This window comes from Methylobacterium sp. 77, assembly GCF_000372825.1.
GTDB lineage: Bacteria > Pseudomonadota > Alphaproteobacteria > Rhizobiales > Beijerinckiaceae > Methylobacterium.
Map to the genome: position 1 here is coordinate 1380338 of NZ_KB910516.1, position 25207 is coordinate 1405544.

13 protein-coding genes and 2 pseudogenes are annotated in these 25207 nt (G+C 63.1%); 8 read left to right on the plus strand and 7 right to left on the minus strand.

Annotated elements, in window-relative coordinates:
* Positions 1 to 745: 745 nt before the first annotated feature.
* The 4 genes from A3OK_RS23500 (at position 746) to A3OK_RS0106540 (ending at position 6360) form a co-directional block, all read left to right on the plus strand.
* A protein-coding gene (locus A3OK_RS23500; protein WP_155911963.1) for an IS630 family transposase occupies positions 746 to 1688 on the plus strand; the annotation gives its coding sequence in 2 pieces (ribosomal slippage) (positions 746 to 1083 and positions 1082 to 1688; 945 coding nt in all).
* Positions 1689 to 1724: 36 nt separating this feature from the next.
* Positions 1725 to 2864 carry a phospholipase D family protein gene (locus tag A3OK_RS0106530; RefSeq protein ID WP_019904141.1) on the plus strand — a complete coding sequence of 380 codons (1140 nt, stop codon included), beginning with the start codon at positions 1725 to 1727 and terminating at the stop codon, positions 2862 to 2864.
* 23 nt (positions 2865 to 2887) lie between these two features.
* Positions 2888 to 5050 carry an AAA family ATPase gene (locus A3OK_RS24535; protein ID WP_245259322.1) on the plus strand — a complete coding sequence of 721 codons (2163 nt, stop codon included), beginning with the start codon at positions 2888 to 2890 and terminating at the stop codon, positions 5048 to 5050.
* Positions 5047 to 6360 carry a hypothetical protein gene (locus tag A3OK_RS0106540; RefSeq protein ID WP_019904143.1) on the plus strand — a complete coding sequence of 438 codons (1314 nt, stop codon included), beginning with the start codon at positions 5047 to 5049 and terminating at the stop codon, positions 6358 to 6360. Before A3OK_RS24535 ends, A3OK_RS0106540 begins: the two co-directional genes overlap by 4 nt.
* A 470-nt stretch (positions 6361 to 6830) precedes the next feature.
* On the opposite strand, the pseudogene A3OK_RS23505 reads toward A3OK_RS0106540, so the two are convergent.
* From A3OK_RS23505 to A3OK_RS23905, 3 genes and pseudogenes are all read right to left on the minus strand, one after another.
* Positions 6831 to 7091: pseudogene (locus A3OK_RS23505) on the minus strand (DUF2958 domain-containing protein); the annotation flags it as partial.
* Positions 7092 to 7231: 140 nt separating this feature from the next.
* Positions 7232 to 8365: a hypothetical protein gene (locus tag A3OK_RS0106550; RefSeq protein WP_019904145.1), complete on the minus strand. Its 1134-nt coding sequence runs from the start codon at positions 8363 to 8365 to the stop codon at positions 7232 to 7234.
* 453 nt (positions 8366 to 8818) lie between these two features.
* Positions 8819 to 9328 carry a hypothetical protein gene (locus A3OK_RS23905; RefSeq protein ID WP_155911965.1) on the minus strand — a complete coding sequence of 170 codons (510 nt, stop codon included), beginning with the start codon at positions 9326 to 9328 and terminating at the stop codon, positions 8819 to 8821.
* Between the two features lie 870 nt (positions 9329 to 10198).
* Here A3OK_RS23905 and A3OK_RS0106560 point away from each other — a divergent pair.
* Entirely contained in the window at positions 10199 to 13579 is a 3381-nt protein-coding gene (locus A3OK_RS0106560) for an SIR2 family protein (RefSeq protein ID WP_196805424.1), read from the plus strand.
* A 120-nt stretch (positions 13580 to 13699) separates the two neighbouring features.
* Here A3OK_RS0106560 and A3OK_RS24540 read toward each other — a convergent pair.
* The 4 genes and pseudogenes from A3OK_RS24540 to A3OK_RS0106575 form a co-directional block, all read right to left on the minus strand.
* Positions 13700 to 13983: pseudogene (locus A3OK_RS24540) on the minus strand (IS3 family transposase); the annotation flags it as partial.
* Positions 13971 to 14420, minus strand: a complete 450-nt coding sequence (locus A3OK_RS0106565; RefSeq protein ID WP_019904148.1) for a hypothetical protein — start codon at positions 14418 to 14420, stop codon at positions 13971 to 13973. The gene A3OK_RS0106565 and the pseudogene A3OK_RS24540, both read right to left, overlap by 13 nt.
* A 15-nt stretch (positions 14421 to 14435) precedes the next feature.
* Positions 14436 to 14921 carry a hypothetical protein gene (locus A3OK_RS0106570; protein ID WP_019904149.1) on the minus strand — a complete coding sequence of 162 codons (486 nt, stop codon included), beginning with the start codon at positions 14919 to 14921 and terminating at the stop codon, positions 14436 to 14438.
* Positions 14922 to 15013: 92 nt separating this feature from the next.
* Positions 15014 to 15463: a hypothetical protein gene (locus A3OK_RS0106575; protein WP_019904150.1), complete on the minus strand. Its 450-nt coding sequence runs from the start codon at positions 15461 to 15463 to the stop codon at positions 15014 to 15016.
* A gap of 498 nt (positions 15464 to 15961) precedes the next feature.
* Between A3OK_RS0106575 and A3OK_RS0106580 the strand changes: the two genes are divergently transcribed.
* The 3 genes from A3OK_RS0106580 to A3OK_RS23260 all read left to right on the plus strand — a co-directional run bounded on the left by A3OK_RS0106580 (position 15962) and on the right by A3OK_RS23260 (position 25205).
* A complete protein-coding gene (locus tag A3OK_RS0106580; RefSeq protein ID WP_026597000.1) occupies positions 15962 to 21520 on the plus strand; it encodes a DUF3883 domain-containing protein in 5559 nt (1852 codons plus the stop codon).
* Between the two features lie 495 nt (positions 21521 to 22015).
* Positions 22016 to 23434 (plus strand): N-6 DNA methylase, encoded by a 1419-nt coding sequence (locus A3OK_RS0106585; RefSeq protein ID WP_019904151.1) that lies wholly within the window; start codon positions 22016 to 22018, stop codon positions 23432 to 23434.
* Positions 23435 to 23564: 130 nt separating this feature from the next.
* Positions 23565 to 25205 carry a restriction endonuclease subunit S gene (locus A3OK_RS23260; protein WP_196805425.1) on the plus strand — a complete coding sequence of 547 codons (1641 nt, stop codon included), beginning with the start codon at positions 23565 to 23567 and terminating at the stop codon, positions 25203 to 25205.
* Positions 25206 to 25207 lie beyond the last annotated feature (2 nt).

The window sequence follows — 25207 nt, forward strand, 5'->3', positions numbered from 1 at the left end:
GGGCAACCCATTCCCTTCATCCTGCGGTCTGCCCCGTTTGGGCAGACCGCTTGCTATCGATGCCCTTCGACTTGCGACCCGGCGTTCCCCATCCCGCCTGGTTAGCGGTGGAGGCTCGGGGCTCATAGGGAGCGTGGCTCTTTCCTTTCGGCGGGGAGAAGCTCGGCTCCACGCCTGGAATTAGGAGCACCGTTTCGCTTAGGGCCTTCGATCCAAGGTGTGTAGCGGCTGCTCATGTCAACCGCGAACCTGCACCAGCGCAGCCTTATTTAACTGCCCTGGGACGTGGCACGCATGTCCTATTGATCCTCCCCCCGGTTTCGCGGACACGGGGGAGGATCACGCGAATGGATGGAGCATTTTGCGCTCTGGTGCGAGGGGCAGGTTGGCCTAGTCACGACGCAGGAAGAAGTGATCGCTGCTTTGGAGCGATATCTACTTTTCGTTCTTCAACGCACTTACAGCGATGGGGCTCACTTGAGGCGGGCGGTCTTCGAGATGTTGCAGTACCAGTGTGCGGAATCAGATATTTCTGACCGTCTAACAAGTTGGCTATCTGCACTTGTCAGAGGCCAGCGGCAGCTCGCTGCGTAGAGCCAGAAGCGTGTGCCTGTGGGACTCATTCCCGACTTGGCGGGCGGATTGCGGAGTTCTAGAGCGTTTTCGGGCTGCGCTGAATCGGGCAGGTGGGGTTCACGCGAAGCTGTTGAGCTGATTCACTGATCGCTCTGAGAAGGAGCGAAGCATGGGCCGACCCTACAGCCAGGACTTGCGGAAGCGCGTGGTGGAGGCCGCTGCAACGACCTCGCGTCGCCAGGAGGCCGCGCGCTTTGGGGTCGGTGTCGCCACCTCGATCCGCTGGATGGCCGCACTCACCACGACCGGGATGGTAGCGGCCCGTCCGCAAGGCCGGGCACGCCGCTCGAAGCTCTATCCGCACGAGGCCTTCTTACGCAGCCTGATCGACGGACAAGTCGATATCACCCCGGAGGAGATGCGCGCTCGGCTGCGGGACGAGCACGCTCTCACGGTCGGGCTGGGCACCCTGTGGAGCTTCCTCGACGCGCGCGATCTCACCTACAAAAAAGACAGCTCACGCCGCCGAGCAGGAACGCCCGGACGTGAAAGCGGCGCGCGAGGCTTGGTTCGAGGGCCAGCCCGATCTCGACCCTGCGCGCCTAGTTTTCCTCGACGAGACCTGGACCTCCACCAACATGGCTCGCACCCGTGGGCGTTCACTGCGCGGCGAGCGGCTGCGCTCGCCCATCCCGCACGGTCATTGGAAGACCACGACCCTAGTGGCGGGCCTGCGCCTGTCCGGGATCGCCGCGCCGTTCGTGCTCGATGGGCCTATCAACCGCGACGCCTTCCAGGCTTACGTCGATCAGGTCCTAGTGCCCGAGCTTACCCCCGGCGACATCGTCGTCATGGACAACCTCGGCAGCCACAAGGGACCGGCCGTGCGCGCCGCCATTGAGGCCGCCGGCGCACGGCTGTTGTTCCTGCCGACCTACTCGCCCGACTTCAACCCGATCGAGATGGCGTTCTCGAAGCTCAAAGCACTGCTCCGCAAGGCGGCCGAACGCACCGTCGAGGGATTGTGGTCGGCCATCGGACGCCTCGTCGACACCGTCACGCCAGGCGAGTGCGCCAACTTCTTCGCCGCAGCAGGATCTGAACCAGATTAAACCGAAAATGCTCTAGCGACCGGCATAGGGGAGAGAATGGCGCGGTTCCTCGATCACAAGCAAGTGCGCAGTGCAGTCCAGGCCGTCATCGCGGGAGACGACGTCCGATGCGCCGTCGCGTTCTGGGGTAATGGCGCGCTCAAGGCGCTGTTCGGCTTTAAAAGGCTTGCCTTCAGGGCGCGGATCATCTGCGACCTTTCAATGGGCGGCACTAATCCTGACGAACTGGTGCTGCTTGGGGCGCCGGAAAATCCTCATCTTAAGCATCTTCGGGGATTGCACGCGAAACTGTACCTTTCGAGCGCCGGTTTAGTCGTCACCTCAGCTAACGCCTCAAATCGGGGCATCGGCTTTGTCGAACCGGCCGCCCTTACAGAATGCGGCACATTCCATCGACCCGATACGACCGCGTTCTGCAAAGGCGCGAAGTGGTTCGAGGCGATCTGGGAGAACGCTGAGGTAGTCGATCCGAAGGCCCTCGCGACAGCTCGCGCCACCTGGGCAAAGCGACCGCGACACGGTACCCCTAAGAGCGCGCCGTTGATCGCTGCATCCGATACCCTGCTGCGGACCATCGCGGCTGACCCTGACCGCTATCGAGGAATTGGCGTGGTGTTCTCGTCGGGCGAGGCTGATCACGACGATGTTGAGCGCGCAGCCGAGGTGGCGATGGCGGTCGAGAGCAAGAGTCGCAAGCCGAAGTTGAAGAAGGAAGAGATTGGCCGCCTGCCGAACTGGCCGAAGGGAAATCTGTTCTCCGGCTGGTCGGATGCGGACGCAAACGCTTGGCCCAGGCTGTTCCTCTGCGCGCACCGCGGCGCGCGCGGGGCAGTTTCGTATTGGTGCTATTCGCGATTCTTCGAGGTGAAGCTCGATCGGGACGAATGGTCGATATTTGCGGAACGGTCCCCGGAGCTGCGATCGCGTATCGGGCTGGCTGGCACGCCTCGGCAGAGCGCCAGCGCGGATGTTGGACTTCTCGAACAGATTTTCATGCACCTCGACGCAGCCGCCGGACCTGACGAGATTGGCTATCGTCTATGTGAGAGCCCCGTGCATCTCGGCCACTTGCTTGCTGAGGTCGATGCCGGTAGCGCACTGGATGTGAATCTATCGAGTAGAGAAGCATCCGGCTATAATAGCGCTAAGTTGGTGTCGCCGCTGGGGGGGGAATGAAAGAACAGGAGTTCAGAGACTGGTTGAGCAAGCGACTTTGGAAAGGAGAGCCGCTGACGAAAAAGGCTATGGATACACGCGTGCGCCGCAGCCGGCGAGCCGAGCGTGGATTGTATGGCTTCGGCTACTCTAAATCCACGCTCGACGAGGTATTCGACGATGGCAAATGGGACGATTTGCTGGCGCAATTGACGGCGCTGGCGAGCGACCCTGAGCCAAATATGACGGTTGTGCGCGCGGTCGTCCCCCAAGCCGAAGATCCAAAGGGACAGCTCGGCAACATGATCGCCAGCCTGCGGCAATATGGTTATTTCCGCGAAGGGCGTGATCCCAATTATTCAGTCGCAGGTGTCGCAGACGAGGACGGTGGCGGCGAAAGCCAGGCCGACGAAATCCGCCGGTACGTTTTGAAAAACTATATCAAACCGGCACGAGTTCGGGGAGATGCGACCGTCACCATCACGATCGGCGCGCTCAATAACGAGATGGGCCTTCACATGGCCTGGCCGAACATCTGCCAAGCGCTCGAAGGTCGATTGTTCTTGCAGCTCGCGAACGTGCCCCCGCCGGCGGCGGAAGGACCGAAGCAGAGCACAACGCGGAAACTGACCTACTCGCTGGCGATGGAGACCGAGAGCATGCCCAAGCCGAAGCAATCGCCGACCAACCTGATCCTCTACGGCCCTCCGGGCACCGGCAAGACCTACCGCACCGCCTATGAGGCCGTGTTGCTGTGCGATGGAACGGTTGCGTTCGACGAGTCCCCTGAAGGTCGCCAGGCGCTACTTGACCGCTATCGCGAGCTCGAAGCGGAAAAGCGGATTGCCTTCGTCACATTCCACCAGAACTATGATTACGAGACCTTCGTTGAGGGTTTGCGGCCGGAGACGGGCGACGGTGATAACAACTCGGCTGGCTTCCGCCTCGAAGCCCGGCCCGGCACCTTCCGCGAGATCTGTGCGCTCGCCGACCAGGCCAGGACCCGACCTGTGCCGAAATCGAGCGCAGTCGACTTCGACTTTTCGGGCCGTCGTTTCTGGAAGATGGGTCAAGGCGCGATCGGCAGCGAGGACGAGGTCTATGACGCGGCTTTGGCGAACCGATACATCGCGCTTGGATGGGGCGGAGCGATTGATTGGAGCGACGGGCGCTTCTCGTCCTTCGATGCGATTAAAGCCGAATGGCTGGAAAAGAATCCGGAAGATCAGACGCCCAGTAATTGGACGCAGACTTGGCCGTTCCGAGCCGTGATGAAGATCGGTGACATTGTCATCGTACCTTACGGTAACACCGCGTTCAGGGCCGTCGCCGAAGTCATTGGCGACTATGGTTACGTTCCCGAGGCCGAGGGCTTCTACGCGCACCGCCGCGAAGTGCGGTGGTTGCTCACGCTGGACGAGCCCTTGCCGCTCGACACGATCGTCGATGGCAACTTCACAATGCGAACGCTCTACTCAATCACCACCAAGCGGGTGAACCTGCCAGCGCTGACACGCCTGATCGCCCGTAATGACGACAACGCCCCGGCCGAAGCGGTCGCCGGCGAACCGGAGCAGTTCGTACTGATCATCGACGAGATCAATCGGGCAAATATCTCGAAGGTCTTCGGCGAACTCATAACGCTGATCGAACCCGACAAGCGTCTTGGAATGGCCAATGCGCTAAGCCTCACCTTGCCCTATTCGAAGAAACGCGACTTCGGCGTCCCTGCCAATCTTCACATCGTCGGGACGATGAACACCGCCGATCGCTCGATCGCACTACTCGACACAGCGCTAAGGCGCCGGTTCACGTTTCGGGAGATGGCGCCGCGCATCGACCTGCTCGGCACCATAGACGGTATCGACCTGCGCGCGGTGCTCGCCGCCATCAACGATCGGATCGAGTATCTGATCGACCGCGAACATCGCATCGGCCATGCTTTCTTCATGGGGTGTCAGAATCGCGAGGCAATCGCCCTGGTCATGCGTGACAAGGTTATTCCCCTGCTCCAAGAATACTTCTTCGAGGATTGGGGTCGCATCCAGAGTGTCCTCGGTGATGGCTTCATTGGATTGCGCAAGATCGCCCCGCCGCCAGGCTTTGAGGGCGACGATCGCGATAGCTGGTTCGTCCGCGAGCCGTTTCGGGCGGACGCCTTCGAGCGGCTGAATCGAGGCGGCACCGCAGGCGCCTCGGCCGAATGAGCCATCTCGCCGTCAGCGAGTGGGGGCGCGTCAGAGTCCTTGATCGACCGGGGGAAGGAGGCTTCACCCGGCCACAGGCAAATGCCCTGATCGATGCGGCGCGTGCGCATCCCCTCGGGGGCGACGAGGGCACAACAATTCTGCGAGATCATTTCCGCCACCTAACGGCCGGTCAGATGGTTGGCGTGATCGCGGCTCCCGGATGCAGTCTCGAGATTTTTCCTAAAATCGACCCGCTCGACACCGCATCGGTCGAGGGGCGCCGTACAGTCCGCGAACGGCTGGTACGGATGCTCGATGTGGCATTAGGCCTCGACATTGGCGATGGTGCGGTGTCGGCGATGGCGAGGCAGGCGGAAGGACTTCTCGACATTCTGATCCGCTTGTTCGCGGACAAGCTCCTGACCGAGGCGCGCCGTGGTTTTCCCAGGGCATATCTCCAGCAAGAAGACGATCTTCCCGCGCTCCGCGGCCGGCTGAACGTGGTGCGCCAGTTCACTGCCCATGCGGTGCGACCCGATCGGCTAGCGTGCCGCTTTGACGCGCTGTCGAGCGACATTCCGCTGCTGCAGATCATGAAGGCTTGCGTGCTGGCCCTTCGCCGCCATGCGCGCGCTGCCGATACCGTGCGCAAGCTCGACGAGTTGCGCTTCATGCTTGCTGACATTGCCGATGTGGGCGTGGCCGCTTTGCCCTGGGGCGCGGTGCGGATCGACCGGACCCACCGGCGCTGGGAGGCGCTGTTCGGTCTCGCCCGGCTGTTCCTTAAGCGCGACTGGCAGGCCACGCATCATGATCCGTCTGCAGGACAAGGGATCACGCTCCTCTTCCCAATGAACGACCTATTCGAGGCTTACATTGCAGTCCTTATGCGAAGGAGCCTGCGTCCTGGCGGGTTCACGGTCGAGACGCAGGGCGGCCGGCTGTTTTGCCTGATCGAGGAGGGAGACCAGGGGCGCCGGCGATTTCAGACTCGGCCCGACATCATTGTTCGGGACCGCCAAAGCAACGCGCCGATTGCGATCCTCGACACGAAATGGAAGCGCTTGTCACCGGCGATCGAAGACGTCAAGCACGGGGTCAATCAGACCGATGTCTATCAGATGATGGCCTATGGGCAGATTTATTCATGCCCAGACCTTATTCTTATCTATCCGCACCATCTGGATCTTGGATCGGAGCCGTTCTCTACGGATTATCTGGTAAACGGGAATACGGATCGGCTGCATCTGCGGAGCGTAGACGTCGCGCAACGGGAGGTTGGCATCATGGCGAGCCTCGCAGCCATGTTCCAGCGTTGGAAGCCATAGCATCCGACCGTTTCCGGCGAAAATCGCCCGACGGCGGGCTCTCAGTCCGTGAGCGGGGGGAGGCGCGCGACCGCATAGACGCCTCAAACCTGCAACCGAAGAGCTAGCGTCGACGTCTAATTGATAACAATTGTCTATCGTCCAGCCAACGACCATAGGCCAAATACCCTGCCAAATCTTGGGGGCTGAGCTACAGGTCGGCGGTGGCGATGAAGGGGCGATGCGGGGAGAACTCGTGTGGTTCGGGTTCCATAGTTTCAAACACTTAGCGTGGGCCGATTTCGCGAGAAGTGTGAGATGTGGTCTGTTGGGTAGTCGGGTGACCGGTGATGTCGTGTGGCCGTTTTTGCGGCGTCGGTGGTTGTGGGTCGCGGGTCCCGATGAAAGGCGGTTGTTCAGGTGGTGATGCGCCCGCCCGCGCTTCTTTCGCGTATTGGGACCAGGGTCGGTCCGGAATGAAGTGGGGCGGCGCGCTCGGTAGGTAGACGAAGGCGGCCGCGGAATGCGTGCAGTTCGCTCAGGAGAACGTAGCCGAGTTCCGGGTAGCCGTGGCCGGTGTCGCACAGGCCGAAGGCACGGTCGGGTTCGTTCGGGTCGAGTTCGCTGAGGAGGCAAGTGCCGGGGCCGTCGGGCATGAAGAGCTTGGTGACCGGGGGCGGGTCGAAGTCGGGGTCTTGCTGTGATGTGTGTCCGTTCGTGAGCAGTTCGGCGGGATCTGCGTCCGCAATGATGTTGGCGGTCGTGTGGGTTCGCCTGGGTGGGCGTCCAAAGTGGCTTGGAGGCGTGCGGCCTCCGCCCCGACCGGTTGGGGGCCAGGGCGGGTCCGGTGCGCGGTGTGGTGGGTGGTCAGATGAAGGGGGCGGCGCTGGTGTCAGGCGGCGTTTGCCGTCGTGCGGCGCGGGCGGCGGGCTGATGCGGCGGCGGCCGTGAACAGCGTCTCGGGCACGGTGTCGAGATGAAGCTCGCCATCGACCAGCCAGAAGTCGGTGTAGCGGCGGTGGAGCTTCCGCGCGTGTTCCGGGAGGCCGGCTTTCGCGATGGCTGCAATCACGCGTTCGAGGGTGAGCGGGATGAAGGGGATGCGTCCTGTGGTGGCCGATTGCAGTTGGCGGGCGTAGGTCGTGGCCGCGGCTTGGGCCAGATGGTTGTGCTGGGGGGCAATGAACGCGAGGAGAGCGTAGTCCGCGAGACCTTCGTCCAGGATCGTGGCCGCGAGGCAGTGCTGGCGGAAAAGTTGCTGGCAGGGGTTGGTTGTCAGGGTGGGGGCGGTTGGATCGATAAAGAGGTCGGTGGTCGGGGCGAGGGTTGTGTATCTGTCGTTCAGCCGTGGCGCTGGTTCGTAACCGCTCTCGCTGTACTTGACCTCGATGCCGATGAAGACCCGGTCGCCTGTTGCAGATAGCCCGCGGATCGCGAGGTCGAACGCGGTGCCGTCTGCCGTGAAGCGGGGGCCGCTGCGGCCGGGACTGTGCTCGAAGATGAACTCCGTTACCTCGGTCATGACGCCCGGGAACAAGTCCGCGATGAAGCGGGTGGCAAGGGCGGGGTCGCGTTGCAGCAGGCCGAAGAGGTTGAAGGCCAGGGGCTGTGACGAGAGCAGGTTGGTCTTGAGGCGCTCGACATCATAGACGGCGCCGAGTTCCCGGTAGGCCAGGGCGCGGGCCACGGTGGGGACGATGTCCGGATGAAGGAAGTTGGCGCCCTGGTCGCCGGCCGTTGTGCTGATGCGGGAGCCGAGGCGGCGGCGCTTGCCATTTGTGCCGGCCGGGAGGTGGCCCGTGGGCAGGCCGTTGTCCTCACGCCAGAGGGCCTGGAGGAAGCGGGCGGCGGCCTTGAAGCGGTGGTCGGCGGGAACGAAGACGTGGTGGGTTCGGCGCTGCGCCTCGGGGATGATCGGCAGGATGGTGAGCGGTCCGAGCCCGGTGGGGTCGAAGGCATCGAGATGGGTGGACGAAGGGATGGAATCGCTGGCGGGGGGCAGCGGGATGAGGGCGTTGTCGGCCATGAAGAAATCCTGACGTGCGGCCGCGTCGGTGCGGTCAGGTCAGGATTCCCGTTGCAGTTCGGATCATGAACGAGAAGGGGCGGCGGCAGCGGTGATAGTGGCGTGCCGGACGAAGAGGCAGTGGTAGCCGGGTGCCGGATCGGTGTCGGCGTAGTGGTCAGGGGGACGTGCCGACGTGGTGGCTGCGTGGGCAGCGCGTAGGTCGTATGTGGCGTAGGGGCTGGCCGCACAGGAGTGCCTGCGGTCGTACGTAGTGCCGTAGGTGGTTGGGTGCATGCCGGCGCCTACCGGACGGCTACATGCCGTACTCGCTATCCCATCCGGTATTCCAATGCCCTTATACTTTTATAGCGCGTTTGGACAGTCGAAAACACGCGGTTCCGCCCGGTCCCTCCGCAGCGTTGCGCCGGTGTCTCGTCCGTCTCGCTGATGCGACGGGTGTTGCGACGCCGGCTACGCTTCTTGCTTCAGCCTTGTACGGGCAACGATGCGGTGCATCGTGTGGTCTGCGAGATCACGTAGCGCATGGGCCATGTCGTCGAGCCAGAACGGCTCGAATCGATACCGGATGCGTAAGACCAGTTCGGACTGGTTCCGCCCGGACCCCGAGCGGATCGGCGTCCAGTCGAACGAGAGAACCAGTCCGGTCCCATCATCATCCCGGTTGGAGCCGGTCATCCCACCCGTGTCAGCCGAAAGTTGCTGCTGCGATATGGTCGTCGTCCAGAGGGGGCATCGTTCCTCGATTGCGCCGTCGGCACGGCGAAGTGTCACGGCTCCTGGATCACCCCGCACGGCAGAGATGCGGATACCGACGAGGGGGCGTCGGAAGGAATCCGGTCGTGATGCGAAGAGATTCGGTACCTTATGAACCGGCCAGATCGTATCGTTTGCTGCGCCGAGGGTACGAACGATCTCGATCGTGCCTGCAATGTCGGCAGGGGCGATACGGCGTCGAAGCATTGTGAGGCATCCATTCGAATGGACGCCTCACCGCAGCCTAATCCGACGCACGATATAAGGGGAAGAGTTGGACGGGATAGAGTATCTGGCCCGATAAGTTGAGCGTAAGGGCTAGGTCGATGCGTCGGTGTAGGTTCTAATTTTGCGGTGAGGCGCTGCCGAACATGCTCGGCGGTATCTTTATAACCATACATCTGTTAAGTGAATAGTTATTTGCTTCGCAGCGAATGTATTTACCTGGTCTATATTTAGAACTAGGGCTCTTTAATACGATAAATCGTATAGATAGTTGTGAAAAATATTAAACGATAGCCTCCAACGTGACAACGGCTTCGTGTTCTTTGGCCTGCCCCCAGAAAAGTGATCCTCCCTAAAGTATATATTCGAGTCATGTTAGGAGTTGACCCGCGTTGTGATCCACTGCGGGCCGACGATGCGCTAACTTCAAACCTGGGCCACCAAATGGGGCAGGCTAAGGTCCACCAATGCGCTCGACGGAACCGGCCCTCCAATTGGAGCGAGTCCTATCTTAAGCTATGCAACCCGGATGCAATGGGCGCCTCACACAAGGCGGTTTCCTTGGAACAGTGAGGTAGGTGACGATCCATGAAGAATGGCCGTGACGCGAAAGCGGAACTCGCGACCTCGCCCGCCTTCAGGGCGCTTGTCCGATCACTCTGGCGGGAAACCGAACTGCGCGGAGCGGCTCTCATGGCTGGTGCCGGCTTGTCGCGTAATGCGGGCCTTGCCGCGTTCGATAGCCCGAAGCCTCCACTTTGGGGTGACCTGCTGCGGGTGATGCGGGACGAACTCGGCCTCGATGAGAGCATAGCCCCAGGCGCCCTGAAGCTCGCGGCGCGCTACGAGGAGATGTTCGGCCGGGGACGCCTGGAGGGGCTGATCCGGCGCCTGATCCCCGATGCGAGTTGGATGCCGGGCGATCTGCACACGCGTCTGCTACGCCTGCCGTGGACCGAGGTGCTCACGACCAACTACGACACGCTGCTGGAGCGGGCCGCCGATCAGATCACCGACCCCATCTACGAGGTCGTACTGACGCCGGTGGACCTCGCCCGGACACGCTCGCCGCGCATCGTGAAGCTGCACGGTACCCTTCCCTCTCACACGCCGTTCGTGATCACCGACGGCGATTACCACGAGTATCCCACCCGCTTCGCCCCCTTCGTCAACCTGGCGCGGCAGGTGCTGATCGAGAACGACGTCTGCATGCTGGGGTTTTCCGGCGACGACCCCAACTTCACGGCCTGGACGGGTTGGGTGCGAGCGGAGATCGCGCCCTACAGCCGGACCCTCTTCCTCGTCGGCATCCTCGACCTGACCGGAGAGACCCGCGACGCCTATCTCGGACGCGGCATCACGCCCATCGATCTCGGGCCCTTCGTCCCCGATCCGACGGGCAATCGCGACGAGCGGAATGCCGCGGCCCTCGAACTGTTCCTCTCGGCCCTGGAGGAGGCGCGCAGAGTTCCCCCCGAGGCTTGGCCGCCACAAGACCCTTGGCCAGCACGCTCCTCACGCACGCCCGATCCCGAGAACCCCGCGGGATCCTGGACGGGGCTTCACGAACCGGATTTCGCGGCCCGCTACGTCGAGAGCTGTGCCGGGCGCTGGCGTGCAGAACGCCTCGCCTATCCGGGATGGCTCGAACCGCCCCCTGCCTCCCGCGAATGGCTGCAACTGGACCTACGACATCAGATGACGGCTCTGGAGCGTGGCTTCAGCCACGCTCGCCTACATGATCCGATCGGCACCGTGGCCGACGTGCTCTGGCGGCTTGATCTCGTGCACGGCAGCCTGCACGCGTTCGATCTGACCTGGATCGAGGCTGCAATCGAGGGAGCCGATCCGATGCGGCTGCGACCCGCAGACCGCTGGTCGCTCGGGCGCCTCCTGCTTCGGACTTATCGCGAGGCCGAGGATCGCACATCGTTCGAGCGCTGGCGCGATTGGCTGGCGCCGACGGCGGAGCGGGATGACGAGGCGCGCGCGCTTCTCGCCTACGAGGAGGCACTCTGGGCACGCGATCATCTCGATTACTCCACACTCGCCGCACGTGTCGCTGGCGTGAAAGGCCGCGATCCAGTGTGGGCTCTGCGGCGCACCGCGCTCCTCGCCGAACTCGGACAGCACGACGCTGTTGAGGCCGGCGTGCTCGACGCCTTCCGCGAGCTGAAGGCGCTGATCGTCCGTGATCGCTCCTCCCTCTGGATACGCTCGCGCTTGGCGTGGGCCGGGTTTCTGGCGCATGCCCTCACCCGGACGAGCACGCCGGACAAACGGAATCCCGAGTACGTTGCCGAGGGGATCCTAGAGGTGGACTGGCTGCGTCGCTTCGACAAGGGAGGCTGCAACCCCTGGCCCTGCATCGAAGGGCTCGACGCCGCCATCACGGCTGGCGAGAGGCAAGCTCGCAAGGATGCCGCGGGACCGGCAGCGACTTTTGATCCAGGCGTCGTCAAGCATCCCGGCACCACCCTGCGGTCGATGACGACGGTGAACGTCGACCACTACGCGACACGGCTCGCCGACCATGTCGGGATACCGATGGCGATGAAGGGGCGCGTAAACGTCCTGCAAAGCCGGGTCGCAAGAGCGATCGCCGTCTCGGCTGGTTCCGATCGTGTCGATGATGTACGCGCGCTCGTCGCGGCTTCGCGTGGTGAGAGAGACCTGATCGAACTGCGGTTCAATCGGATTGCCGTTGCACGTCTCGATCAGGCGGTCGCGGGCGAACTCTTCGTCCGCACGCGTCGCGCGCTGGACTACGCGCTGACGCTACGCCCCTTTAACGGCTACTGGGTGAGCCGTTCTCAGAACTTTGCCGAGCTCATGTCTCGGCTGATCGTCCGCCTGCCCAGCGACGACGCCAAGAGTTGCTTCCGGTTCGCGGTTGAACTCGCGCGGCATCCGAGTTGGCGACACCCATCCTTGTTCGAGCCGCTGGAGCATCTCATCGACCGTTCGTACGACACGATGGCTCCTGCCGACCGCGCCGATGCCGCACTGGACCTGATCGCTTTCCCACTGCCATCGGAGGCCGGTGTGCATGTCGGCATGAACTGGCCCGAGCCGAGCGATCAGATCCGTGCCGGAACAGATCGACCGTGGGACGACGCACGGTGGTCGGAGAGGATCGCGCAACTCACCACCGCCGCCGAGCACGGCGATCAGGACAACGCGTCCAAGGCGACCCTGCGCCTTTTTCACCTCTCCCGGAACGGCCTGCTGTCGGCCGAAGAACGCGCTTCCTTCGGCCGCGCCTTCTGGAGCCGACGCGACAGGCTCGGCAATCCCGGCCTCGTCTGGGATCTTGCCCTCTACACGGTGTTCGAGGTGCCAGCGCGGGACGAGGACGCGCGCCGCGCGATGCTTCGTCAACTCGTCCTCGGCGCTGAGGATCAAACCATGCAGCCTTCGCCTGGCGGCATGCGGCTGCTAAGGCAGATGGCCGAACGAGAGCCGGCGGGCGTTCGGGACTACCTGTCTGCGCAGGAACTGCTGACAGTGTTCGATGTCCTGGTGGCATGGCGTCCGCCGGAGCGTCCCGAGGCTCAGTTCGACCTCGTCGATGTGAGGGCTCACGACGAACAACAGGGTCGGGAGATCGTGGCTGCGCTGGCGCATGCCATTCTCCCTGCAGTAACGGACGAGCAAATGGACGAAGCACGGCGGATCGCTCTTCGCGGCCTCGTGCTCGAAGCCTGGCTGCCCGAGCACCTCGTCCTCGTCCCGCAGGCCATACGGTTGGGCGTGCTGGACGTCGAGGAAGCGACGGGCCATTTACAGGGAGCGTTGCTCGAGCAGGAGCGCCGCTTCGTCACCGCCGCCCTCTGGAGCGTTGGCGAATGGATGACCCAGCACCATCGCGGCAACGTGGTAGCGCTCCCACGCCAGCTCACGGAGGAGGTTGCGGGTCTCGTTTCGCTCCGGGTCTCTAGGGCGCTGCCGGAAGCCCTGCAGACCGCCAGGACCATCGTCGAACATGGCGGTGTGACACCTCCCGATGCGCGCCGGCTCGCGATCGGCCTGCGACATCTGCTGCAGGAGACCGCCTATGCCACGTGGGCGGGCAACGACGAGACGACGGCTCGGCTCACGCTGATACGGGCCGATGCCGTGCGGCTGGCAGTCATGCTGGCCCACCATGGGCATGCGAGCGACGCGACCGAGCAATGGATCGCCGCCGCCTCGTCCGATGAACTGCCCGAGGTGCGTTTCGCGACCGCGTGAGGTGCAACGGGAGTGAGGACAGGATGGGCGGGGCCAAGCAGAGGGCGAGGCAGAAGGCGGTGCGCAAGCGCTTCAGCCGGCCAATGAAACGGGCAGGTTTCCATCCGTGCGCCTTGGGACTCGGATGGTGTCGGAGATGCCGTCGAAGCACATCGCATCTCCCAGCGCTTCGATTTCACCAAGCTGCTGATGCGCCGATCGATCTTCAGCGTTAGACAAGCCCAGCTATATTCGTCGATCAGCGTGAGGATGCGCAGGCTCCGCCCATGTTGGGTCTGGGCCTGCACAAAGTCGAAGCTCCAGACATGATTGTGATGGAGCAATCGCAGACGCAGGCAGGAGCCACCGTTTAGTTATTGGCAGCTGCGTGGTCGGTACTTTTGCAGGATCTTCAGCCCCGACCTGTTCGGTAATGTGGGTCGCTACGCAGGATCACGGTGGCATCGATGAGGCCGAATCTCTGCCGCAACTGGTCGATGACGCCGGGCCGCTGTAGCCGGCGGTCCGCATAAAGGACGAATCGGCGCGGAACCGTCTCGTAGACGATGCGGCCACGGGGGAAATGTTCGTACTCGTAGGATGCGATCCACGTCGGCAGGCCACGTTTGCGCAGACCGACCGGACGCAGGCGGCGCCAGCTCTCCCAAACGTCGTAATGCGCACTGGGATAGGTCAGGCAGTCTCCATAGGGCTCCGCCTCCGACAGCGGGAGCCCGGCATGAACCAGTTCCCACGGGCTATCGCCCTCGCGCAGGCCCCAGAAAATGCCGACGCTCGGTGGCGGGGAAGTCGTAGCCGACGGTGTCGGCTTGTGGGTCGGCTGGTGGAGTGGGTTCGTCATGCGTCGCCGTCCCGTTCAAAGAATGAACTTCCAGTCGATACGTCGTACCCGCGCGGCCATGTCGGTCAGGTTCGCCGAGCACATGACAACGATGTCCTGTTTGATCGCCGTCGTGCCCGCCCGCACCGGATTCGGTTTGACCATGAAGCACAGCCCGGTCGCGGGCCAATGCTTCTGCGTGTCCGGTGCGCCGACGGGCATCAGGGTCAGTGAGTTTACGCGTAGGGCATAGCCGTAGGCGTTCTCCATGTCGGGCGTCTGTGCCGTCGTGAACGCTACGACCATCTTCGCCCCGATCTTGCCGTCACCGTAGCCGGCGACGAACGTAACCTCGCCCTTGCCGTCGTCGACGAGCCGAAGGTCGTTATTGCAGGGGGCGGCTTGCCCATTGACCTTGAGTTCAAGGCAATGCCCCGCGTTCACTTCGTCCACGGGTGGGTTGGCTTGCGCTGCCTCGCCTGACAGCATGGCAAAGGCGAGCGCGATTATTGTACGCTTCATGGGAGGTCCGTTTCCTGTGGCGGAGTGGGAGGCGTGCTGTCGGGCTACTTGGCACCACGGTGGCGATGGGGTCTGGCCCCACCGTCCCTCGTTCAGCGCCGCTTGAGGATGCCCCCGAAGTCGCAGGACGGTCCGTGGAAGTGGTTGCAGTTTTCCGACGTGACCTGCACTCGGCTGCGATCGCTGTTGTAGCGAACAGTAATCTCGCAGAATTCGTTGGGATCGTCCGTCTTCGCCCGCAAGCGAAGGGTGCTCGCGTCCAGCTTCTTCGCGGTACCGCGAACTTCACCCGTGCATTGGTTCAGAATAGCCGTATCCGCGATCACCAGATACGCGCCGTTTTGATCATCTCTATCGAGGGCGAGCACCTGGAGTTCTAGACGGCCATCGCCACGTCCATGGAAGCGGCCTTCCAGTCTCAGATCTGCGTAAGCGTTTGATGTAAGCAGAAACCCGACGGCTGCCAGGGCGATGATGAGCGGACGGCAGCGAGCAGACTTAACCTGGCGGGAAGTCGCCGCGCTGGCGAGTGTGGAAGGCATCGCGTGTGTCCTCTGCTGTCGGAAAAGTCGACAGAGGGGATTCACGTTGGCCCGCCTGAAATTTACAGGGCAACGTTGATTTTGGGTGTGGCAGACTGCCTCATGCCGTTGCCGGCATACCAAGCTGAGCTTTCAGGTGCATGCCTCTACACGCCGATGGAGGAGGCCCGTGAGCTTCTGGTTTGCGCCAGGACTGGACATTGGCTGATTGCTACATTCCGGACATTTACGTCACGACGGGCAAGCGGGCGTTATGACCCAACACGAGCGTTTACGGCGGCGCTGGTCCACGAAGGGTAAGGGATGTAAGACGCCAGTTGAGCGGTCGTTACCACCACAAATCAGGTTGTTTCTGCTCTCGTTGCAGGTGATTTGTGTAGCTCTCGCACAATCCGCCTGACATTTGGGATGGCGATTAGCTCGGTCTGACCCAGCTGTTCCCGACCTGCGCCACAAGCAAGAACCACTCTACAATCTGCGAGGGAGACGACGATTCGAATGGTTGCAGCAGACGATGCCGAAGCGATTGGCACGGCTCAGCCGTTCGAGCCGGCCTGCGATGCGCCCGCATGGGGTTCGGACGCCCGCCGCTTCATCGAATTGTGGGCGCGCCGGAAGATGCGCGCCTTCGAGGGCACGATCGACGATCAAGGAGACTACCTTGCCAAGATCTACCCGACCGCCAAAAGCATCAGCGAGCAGGTGTCTGCTGATTACCACGGCCGCTTCCTGATCGAGTTGATCCAGAACGCCCACGACGTCCATCCTTCCGACTGCACAGACGGGGCGATCGAGGTTTTCCTGGATGCCGGACCAGAGGGCCATCCCACGCTATACGTCGCGAACGGCGGGACGCCGTTCTGCCGCGGCAACGTCGAGGCACTCTCCGACCTCGGCCTCTCGAGCAAGCCGCCCGGGCAATCCATCGGCAACAAGGGCCTCGGCTTCAGGAGCGTCCGGCACGTGTGCGATTCGCCGAAGATCTACTCCCAGGCTCCGGGCGGCTGCGAGGCCGGACGGTTCGAGGGCTTCTGCTTTCGCTTCGCGGACGACGACGACCTGGCGGAACTCGTGTCAAAGCCGCGGGCTTTCGAGCTTGCCCGCCGCGACCTGCCGCACTTCCACGTGCCGGTCTGGCTCAACGAGCAACCGGAACTGGTCCGCAGCTTCGCCGCACGCGGGTTCGCGACGGTCATCGCGCTTCCACTGCGCGACGAGCGCGCAGCGCAGGCGGTTCATGAGGAGATCGACGCGCTCAATAAGATGAACGTGCCGATGCTGCTGTTCCTGTCCAGGCTCGCGCGCCTGGACGTGCGGGTGCGAGGGGCCGATGGCGCAGAAGGGCATCCGCTGTCGCTCACCCGGACCGAGAAGGCGGTCGAGGGCGCGCCGCACTACCTCACCCTTGCTGACCTAGGGCCGGCTGGGCGCTTCCTGCTCGCGAGGCGTTCCGTCGAGGAAGAGGAGATGATCGAGGCGATCGTCGCAGGGATCGAGCAGACGCAGCTCCATTCGAATTGGAGGGAATGGCGGGGCCCCGGAGAGGTAGCGTTGGCGGTTAGGCTCGACGAGGACGCACCGCTGACCTCGCGTCTGTTCACCTACCTCCCAATGGGCGAGCAGGCCCATGCGCCGTTCCGCGGATACCTGCACGCCTCGTTCTTCCCGACGGCGAACCGCAAGGGCCTGGACGGGAAGATCCGGCTCAACGCCATGCTGCTCGAACGCGCCGCGGACCTCGCAGCCGAGAGCGCCGTCTGGACGGCGTCGACGGCCCGCGAACCGTCCGGCGAACTCACCACTCGGGACAAGGCGCGGGCTGCCGTCGACTTCATGTGCTGGCGGAAGCCCCAGAGCTTCGATTCCCCGGCTGACTTGCCGGCGCGGGTGGCAGCAGGCATCGCCGCCGCCGCCGGCGTCGCCGAGTTCGGCGACGCCCCCATGGCGCCCGTCCTGGTAACGACCAGCTCTGGTGAGCTGGCGATCGGGTGGGCCGCTCTGCGCAACGCCCGCCGCTGGACGCACGAAGGGCGCGCTTTCTCCATCACGGCAGCCGCCAAGCATTCCCAAACCGTGCGGGCTTGGCCCCTCTGGCCTGGGCTCGGCTCGCGGCTTGATGCGCTGGTGGTGTACGCGAAGGGACAGATGCCGACCTATCTCGACGCTCCGAACGCGGACGAACGCACCACGCTGGCCGTCGAGATCGCCGGCGCGCTTGCGAAGGCCCCCGGCCGCTCTTTCGAGGCGTGGACGGTTTACTACAAAGAGCTTAGCAGCTTCGTCGGCACCGCGGGGGGCTCGCTCGCGGACAAGCATGTCCTGCTTGGCGACGACGGCACGCTGCAGCCGGCCATGTCGGTCGTCGAGCCCATCGAAGGCGCCGTAGGGACCGCGCGGAAGCGCGTGCGACGGGTCGGACGGATTACGGTGTTCGCGCCGCCGGTCCGGCGGGGGCCGGGAGGTGAGCAGGACGACCTCTCGCCGCCGAAGGCGCTGGCGAACAATTTCGCGTTCCTATCCGACGCGCTCGACTGGCACGGGGAGCTTGCCGAGGCCCGAGGCTTCCTGGTCCGGCACAGGCTGGTCTTCGAGTTCGACCGCGAGGGCATCCTCACCCAGCTCGCTAGGGTGCTGCGCCGGGACGAGCGCAACCTTTCGAGGGCGGCAGGGCTGCGCTGGGCCTTCCAGATATGGCGGCGGCCGCTGGGCCAGGGGCGCAGCATCTCGCTGCCGGCGAACCTCCGCCTCTACGTACCGACGCTGAACCATGGCTTCGTCGCGGCCGAGGAGGCGATCTTTTCCGACGGATGGCCCGAGGAGACCCGGGGCCGTCTCCTCCAGAGGTTCCTCAATTCCGCGCCTCGCGACTGCCCCGAGTTGGACCGGGTGGCGCAACAACGGCTCGCCGGGCCGGACCATTACGCTTTCCGCGGCGGCGCGGGTGGCCAATGGCTGGACTTCCTGACGGAACTTGGCGTCAAGCGTGGCCTTCAACCGCGTCGGAAAGTGCTTCCCGGCGGACACCGCGGCGATACGCTCGGGGGAAACCGGTTTTGGGTTGAGCAGGGAATGCCGGAATCGGTCGTCACGCACTGGAAGGCGGCGGTGGCCGCGGCCAAGCCCCACGGCCTCGGCGCAGCCAGCGCCTACACCGTGACCGGCGAGCTGCGATGGTTCCCGGGCCAAGGTGACATCGGGCGCTTCGATCGCGATGCGCTCGAACTCTACGCCATGCTCGTGATTGCGTGGCTCGGCGAGCCTCTGCCGGAAAGCTGGTCGCTGACCATCCGCCACACATTCTTTAGCCAGTCCGACGTGCGGGAGTGGCCGACGCCGCTCACGGCCTTCCTGCGCACGGCTACCTGGATTCCGGCGACGGAGCCTACGCGGGAGGGTCATGAAACGGTCACGGTAGCCCCTTCGGACATCTGGATGGCAGCGGACGCCGGCGACAGGTTCCCCTCCTTCCTCCGACGCCCCGCGATCTCAGTTCTGCGCACGCTCGAGCGGGCGATGGCGCCTCACCTCGGCGCTATCCGCGCGAGGACCGGCCTGCGGACCTTCGATCAATCCGACGCTTTGCTCGCGCAGGCGGCGTTTCTCGCCGATCAGTTCGCCAAGGACGGCTTCGACGGCTACTTTGAACGACAGCTCGCCAACCTCTACGCCAATACGTGGCAGAGGATCGCGGACCGCCACTGGACCGGACCGCCACTGCCGGTCGCCGAGGCGCCTCTTCGGTTGCTCGCAAGGCGGCGTGGCGCGTTGGAATGCTTCGCCATGAAGGGCGCGGATGCGGGTAGCGAACCGATCTACGTCCGCAATACGGACGACGAGGCGGGGTCGAGCCTCGTGGAGGCAGCGGGGCGCCCCATGATCGAGACACGCGGCGGTAGCCGCGCCCAGCTCGGAAATGTGCTGCTGGGCTTGTACGGCGATCGGGTGCGCCTCCTCTCGGAAGTCGACTACCAGGTAATAATTGATGGCGAGGACGTCGGAACGGGCGAGGCCACCCCGTTGGTCGACTGGTGCCCCCGCCTGCCGCTGATGGCCGCCGTCGCCATGGAAGCGATCAAGGGGCTGGAAGCGCGCAACGTGCCCGTCAACCGCAGGATCATCCTCGACCGTCTCGACGGCCTATCTGTCCGAACCGGGATGCAGCTCAGATTTCGGCTCGACGGTACCGACGACGACCTAACGGGCGGTCCGGACGCGCTCAGCCTGAAGCTTGCGGACGGCCGGCCAGTCATCGCGGTCCGGCTAGACGCCGGGCCAGGATGGGCGCAGCTCGACCGGGCGCTGGCCGCGGTCTGCGACGGGCTCCTCCAGCCCGGGCTCGAACAGGGGCTGCGGATCCTCCTGCGCTCGCTCCAGGCCGCCGGCGCGGCGATGGGCGACCCGTTAGATCCTGATCGCGACCTTGACGCGCTGTGCAATAGCCTGCGCCTGTCGGGCCGGGCACGCCGGGCCGCCCGCGAGACGCTCGGCGCCGGTCTTGAGCGGCACGTGCCGTGGCTGCGCGCGCTGCTCTTCATGGGCGGCGGGCAACCGGCCCTCGATGCCTTCGCATCTGTCGAGCACGAGGCAGTTAAGGATCCGGTGCGTCTGCGGGAGGCCATCTCGCCCTGGCTCGAGCCGCTCAGCTGCGACGCGCAAGCAGCGCTCGACGCTTGCCGGACCGCCCTGTCGGTCTTCGAGTTGCGCGAGGCGCTGTCCTTGGAGTTCGAAGCGCTTAACCTAGCCTTGCTGTCGACAGGGCAGATGCCCGACACCTACCCGGAGGCCCACGCGCGCCAGCTCGCCAGCCGCATTAAGGCAGCCTCCATCGATATCGCCGACGCGCTGCGCGCCGTGTTCGCCCCGACCCTTGCCACCGGCGAACCCGCGCCAGCCTACGCCCAAACCCGCGACGCCGCGGCCACCATCGAACCCGATCCTGCCTGGCTGACCCGATGGCAGGAGGTGCCCGACGAGATCCTGACGCAACGGGTCGACGAGTGGCTCGCCGAGCAAGGCGCGCAGCCGCTCGGTTTCCCGCACCCGGACCTCGCGGGCCTAGAGGAGGTCCGTAGGGCCAACGGACAGACCCTGAGGTCGGTTCTCGGATCCGCCGGTCCCCTCGTCAGGGCCTGGTGCGGCGCGCGTAGTCGCGCGATCCCCGCTCAGTGGGCGGCGGCGGACGGCGGCATGGCCGACTTCAGGACAATGCTCGACCTCGCCGGGGCCTACGACTTCAAGGCGATCGACCACGACGACCTGCTCGCCTGGATCCGGCGGCTGGGCGCGTGGCCGAAGGGCATGGAGCTGACACTTGACGGAGCGTCGCTTGCACTCGGCGACGCGGCGCTGGCCGCTGCGCAGGCCAAGGCCAAGGCAGATGCAGCGGCTCAGCGCAAGCAGGAGCGGTCCGTCGAGTTCAACGGCGTAGCGCGCGATCCAGATGAGGTCGACTGGACGGCACTCGAAGCGGAGCTCTCCAAGAACCTATCCGCTGCCTTCCTCGACACGCCGGTCGGGCGCGAGGCAGACCTCGCGCCCGCCCATGCACGACCAGCCCTTACGCCACAACTCGGTGGATGGGGATCAGGAACCCGCAACGTGTACGGGAGCCGGAAATTCGCCCCGTCCTCGAAGACCGACATGATCGGACGGCTCGGCGAACTCGCCGTCCGGCGGTGGCTCCAGAAGCGCCTGCCTAAGCAGGACATCGACGACGCTTGGAAGTCGAGCAACGCCAAGCAGTTCACTGGCAAGGAAGGGAACGATGGCCTCGGGTACGATTTCGAGATCGGCTGGCAGCGACAGGTCTGGCAGATCGAGGTCAAATCGCACCTCGACGACCCCCGCGCCTTCGAGCTCGGGGAGACCCAGGTCCGCGCGGGCCGGGCTGCGGCACGCACGCGGTCCGGTCTCCGTTACTGGATCGCCTACGTCAGCAACGTCGCCGATGCTAGGCGCATCCGGGTCGAGATGATTCCGAACCCGATGAGCGAAACCGGCGAAGCCGTCCTCGATCTCCTGGGCGAGGGCCTCCGCTACGGTTTCAGACGGTCATGAGACGCTCGCGTCCACATGACGGGAATAGCGGCCACGGCCATTCCTCGCGCGATCTGAAGCGCGCCACGACCTGACCTTGGCTCCTAATCGGAGGGTCGACCTTCGGCTTTGCGCCCATCTCGATCGTTCGTCACCGATGCATTAGTTCCCCCAAGCTATTAATGCAGCTCAATCAAACGCATCCTTGGTAAGGCTGAGGTCGTAAGTTCGATTCTCACCGGCACCGGCCGAACGCGCCCGGCGATCAGGTTATCATTCTTGACGAGGGGGCCGACAAACCCTTTCTGGGGGGGCACTTGCCGGGTGTCGTCGCTGCCTCGTTCAGTCAGCACCTACCCGCATCTCATCGGCCGATCGGCAACGCTTACCATTATATCGCTCCGGCCTTCCCCATTCTGCGGTTTCCGGCTTGATCCAATCTCGATAGGATCTCGCCCAGGCTGGGCATCCACCATGAGCAGCATGCGATTTTGGACCTAAACGATTGTATTAAAAATGAAAAGTGAAAACATCGTTCAAAAAATCTGGGCCTTGTGCCACATTCTTCGCGGAGATGGGATTAGCTATCACCAATATGTTTCCGAACTGACCTATCTCCTGTTTCTGAAGATAGCGGAAGAGAACGGTGTTGAGCGGCTACTTCCACCCGATTATCGCTGGCGCGACTTGGCCCGGCACCCGAAGGAAGGATTGCTCGGCTTCTACCAAGAAATGCTGACCCATCTCGGGACCAGCGCCGACAGCGAAATCATTCGAGCTATCTACTCTTTTCCCACGACGGTCTTTTCCCACTCCGAGAACCTTCATGCGGTGGTCGAGGGGATCGCGAAAATCGGATGGAACGACGTCAGCGGCGATCGGTTCGGCGAGATCTATGAAGGGCTGATAGAGAAGAGCTCCCAAGATGTTAGGTCGGGAGCAGGGCAGTATTTCACTCCGCGCGCATTGGTGAATTCCATGGTGCGGGTCTCCAAACCCAATTTAGGCGAGCTGATCCAGGATCCGGCTGTGGGAAGCGGCGGATTCCTGATCACGGCCGACCGATTTATCCGGTTAAGCAACTCTGAGCAAGCCTATCTTATAAATCCGCCGAAGTATCAGGGTGTCGAGATTGAAAAGAATACTCGCAGAATATGCCTGATGAACACCTTCCTGAACGGTCTCGATGCGGACATCATCCACGGAGACGCGCTGACAGATGATGGCCGTAAGCTTGGCGCGGCGACGCTCGTACTGGCGAACCCCCCGTTTGGCAGCAAGGCAGGAAGCCGACGGGCACTGCGCGCGGACTTTCCATACCGTAACACCAATAAGCAGCTGGCATTCCTGCAGCACATCTACCTGACGCTAAGTAATGGCGGCCGGGCTGCGGTGGTGGTGCCTGACAACGTGCTGTTCGAGGACGGGGTCGGCCGGTCACTTCGTCAGGACTTGATGACGAAGTGCATCCTACACACGATCCTTCGGCTTCCCAAAGGGATCTTCCCGGGCGCAGGGGTAAAGACCAATGTGCTCTTCTTTCGGAAAGAAGCCGGGGTCGTATCGGACGATGTTTGGTTCTATGACCTGCGCACAAACATGCCTGCGTTTGGCAAAACCAATGCACTGCTTGACTTTCATTTTGATGACTTCGAGCGCGTATACGGCGCCGATCCCGGAGGCACATCACAGCGCATGGACCAAGGAGAAAACAGCAGATGGCGCAAGCTATCGCGCGAGCAAGTTGCCGAACGCGGCGACAATCTCAACTGGATGTGGTTGCGCGACGAAAATGCGGAACAGGACGACGCTATGCAGGATACCAATGAAATCTTGGCCGCGATCGTCGGCCACTTGCGCTCAGCGCTGAACGAAATCGATGCCCTAACCTCAGATATTGAAGGTGAAGACTTTCAGCTAAAACCCGCGCATTGATTGAGAAGGAGCAATTAATGTCACACATCCCTATTTGTTTCTACTCAAATCGCGATGCTATTCGACGGGCCATGCCGACAACCGGGATGCTCGCGCATAGAGTATGCCTGGGGGCGGGGTTCTTGGTTCAATGAACAAGCTTCCAGCCGGGTGGGCCTACGCAAAGCTGGGTGACGTCGGCCTTCTATATACGGGACAGTCGCCGAGCGCGGAAACCGTCAACCAGGAAGGTCGGGGAACCAGCTATGTGACTGGACCCGAGCAATGGGACGGAAGTGCATTTCACAGGCCGAAATGGACGACCGATCCGCGTAGGATAGTGCCAGAAGGCTGTATCTTCATCACTGTCAAAGGCGGCGGCGTTGGTAAGACTTTTCCGGGCATTCCAGCGGCGATCGGGCGAGATATCTATGCTTACCACCCTAGCCCTGAACTGGATTTTCAATTTATCTTGCGAACGATCGCCTATCGTGCGGGCGAAATCATCGAGCAGGCCCAAGGCGATATCCCGGGGCTTTCGAAGCATCACATCGAAGGCTATCAGGCGGCCATCCCGCCTCTGTCCGAGCAGCGCCGGATTGTGGCTCTGCTTGAGGAAGTAGGGGCGCGCATCGATCTCTCGCGCAGCGAATTACGAAAGATTGCTCCGCTGGTCGATCAGTATAAGCTCAAACTTCTTCGATCGGCCTTCCGCGGTGAGCTAACTGCAGCGTTTCGTGACGAAGAGAAAATCGAACCGGTGGCTGGGCTACTTGCGAGGGTCAAAGAGCCGGAACAGGCCCGTGGCGGGCGGCAGGCGACGAACGAGATTATCGCGGGTAGAGGCGGAATCTCGGTCAACAATCCCGGCACCGCTCTCCCCGACGGCTGGGATTGGGTTCCGCTCTTGCGCATAGCGCGCCAGGAGACCGGACACACGCCCAGTCGGTCGCACCCTGAATGGTGGCGCGGCGACGTGCCATGGATCGGGATTCCGGACGCTAACCGGCACCATGGGGGCGTGATCGAGCACACCCTTCAGACGATCAACAACGCGGGCCTTGCCAATTCATCAGCGCGTTTGCTTCCGGCGGGTACGGTCGTCCTCTCGCGTACGGCGTCCGTTGGTTATGTCGCAATCATGGGCCGTGAAATGGCGACCAGCCAGGATTTCGTGACCTGGTCCTGCACTGCTGCCCTCGAGCCCAAATATCTAATGTACGCTTTACTGGCCGAGGGCGATGACATCCGCGACTTTGGGCGCGGGACTACCCACACGACAATCTATTTTCCCGAGATCAGGGCGTTCAACATTAAATTAGCCCCGCTCGCGGAGCAGCGAGAAATTATCCGACTTGTCGAGGACGCATTTGCCCGCATCAGTTATCTTGCCAGCGAGGTGGAGCGGTCATTGCGCCTCGTCGAACGGGCGGAACAGCGCATCCTAGCAAGAGCGTTCGCAGGACAGTTGGTCGAACAAACCACCGGCGACGAACCAGCCAACAAATTGCTCGATCGTATCGGAAAGATGCGTACAATTCTTGCCGTCGACGCGCCGAAGAGTCCGAAAGCGAAAACAGTGAAAACGGATCCAAAGCACGCACTTTTGACCGACAGCGCCAATTGGCCTGAGAAGGGATTGACGTTCGAGGCCATCGCTCAGCGGGTCTTGCTACCCTACGGCGATGTGCGCGACGCGCTTTTTGAGCTCCTGAGCGGCACGTCGCCCAAGTTGATGCAGGTGTTCGACAAGGATGAACACCGCATGCTGCTAAGAAGGGCGGCGCGGTGAGG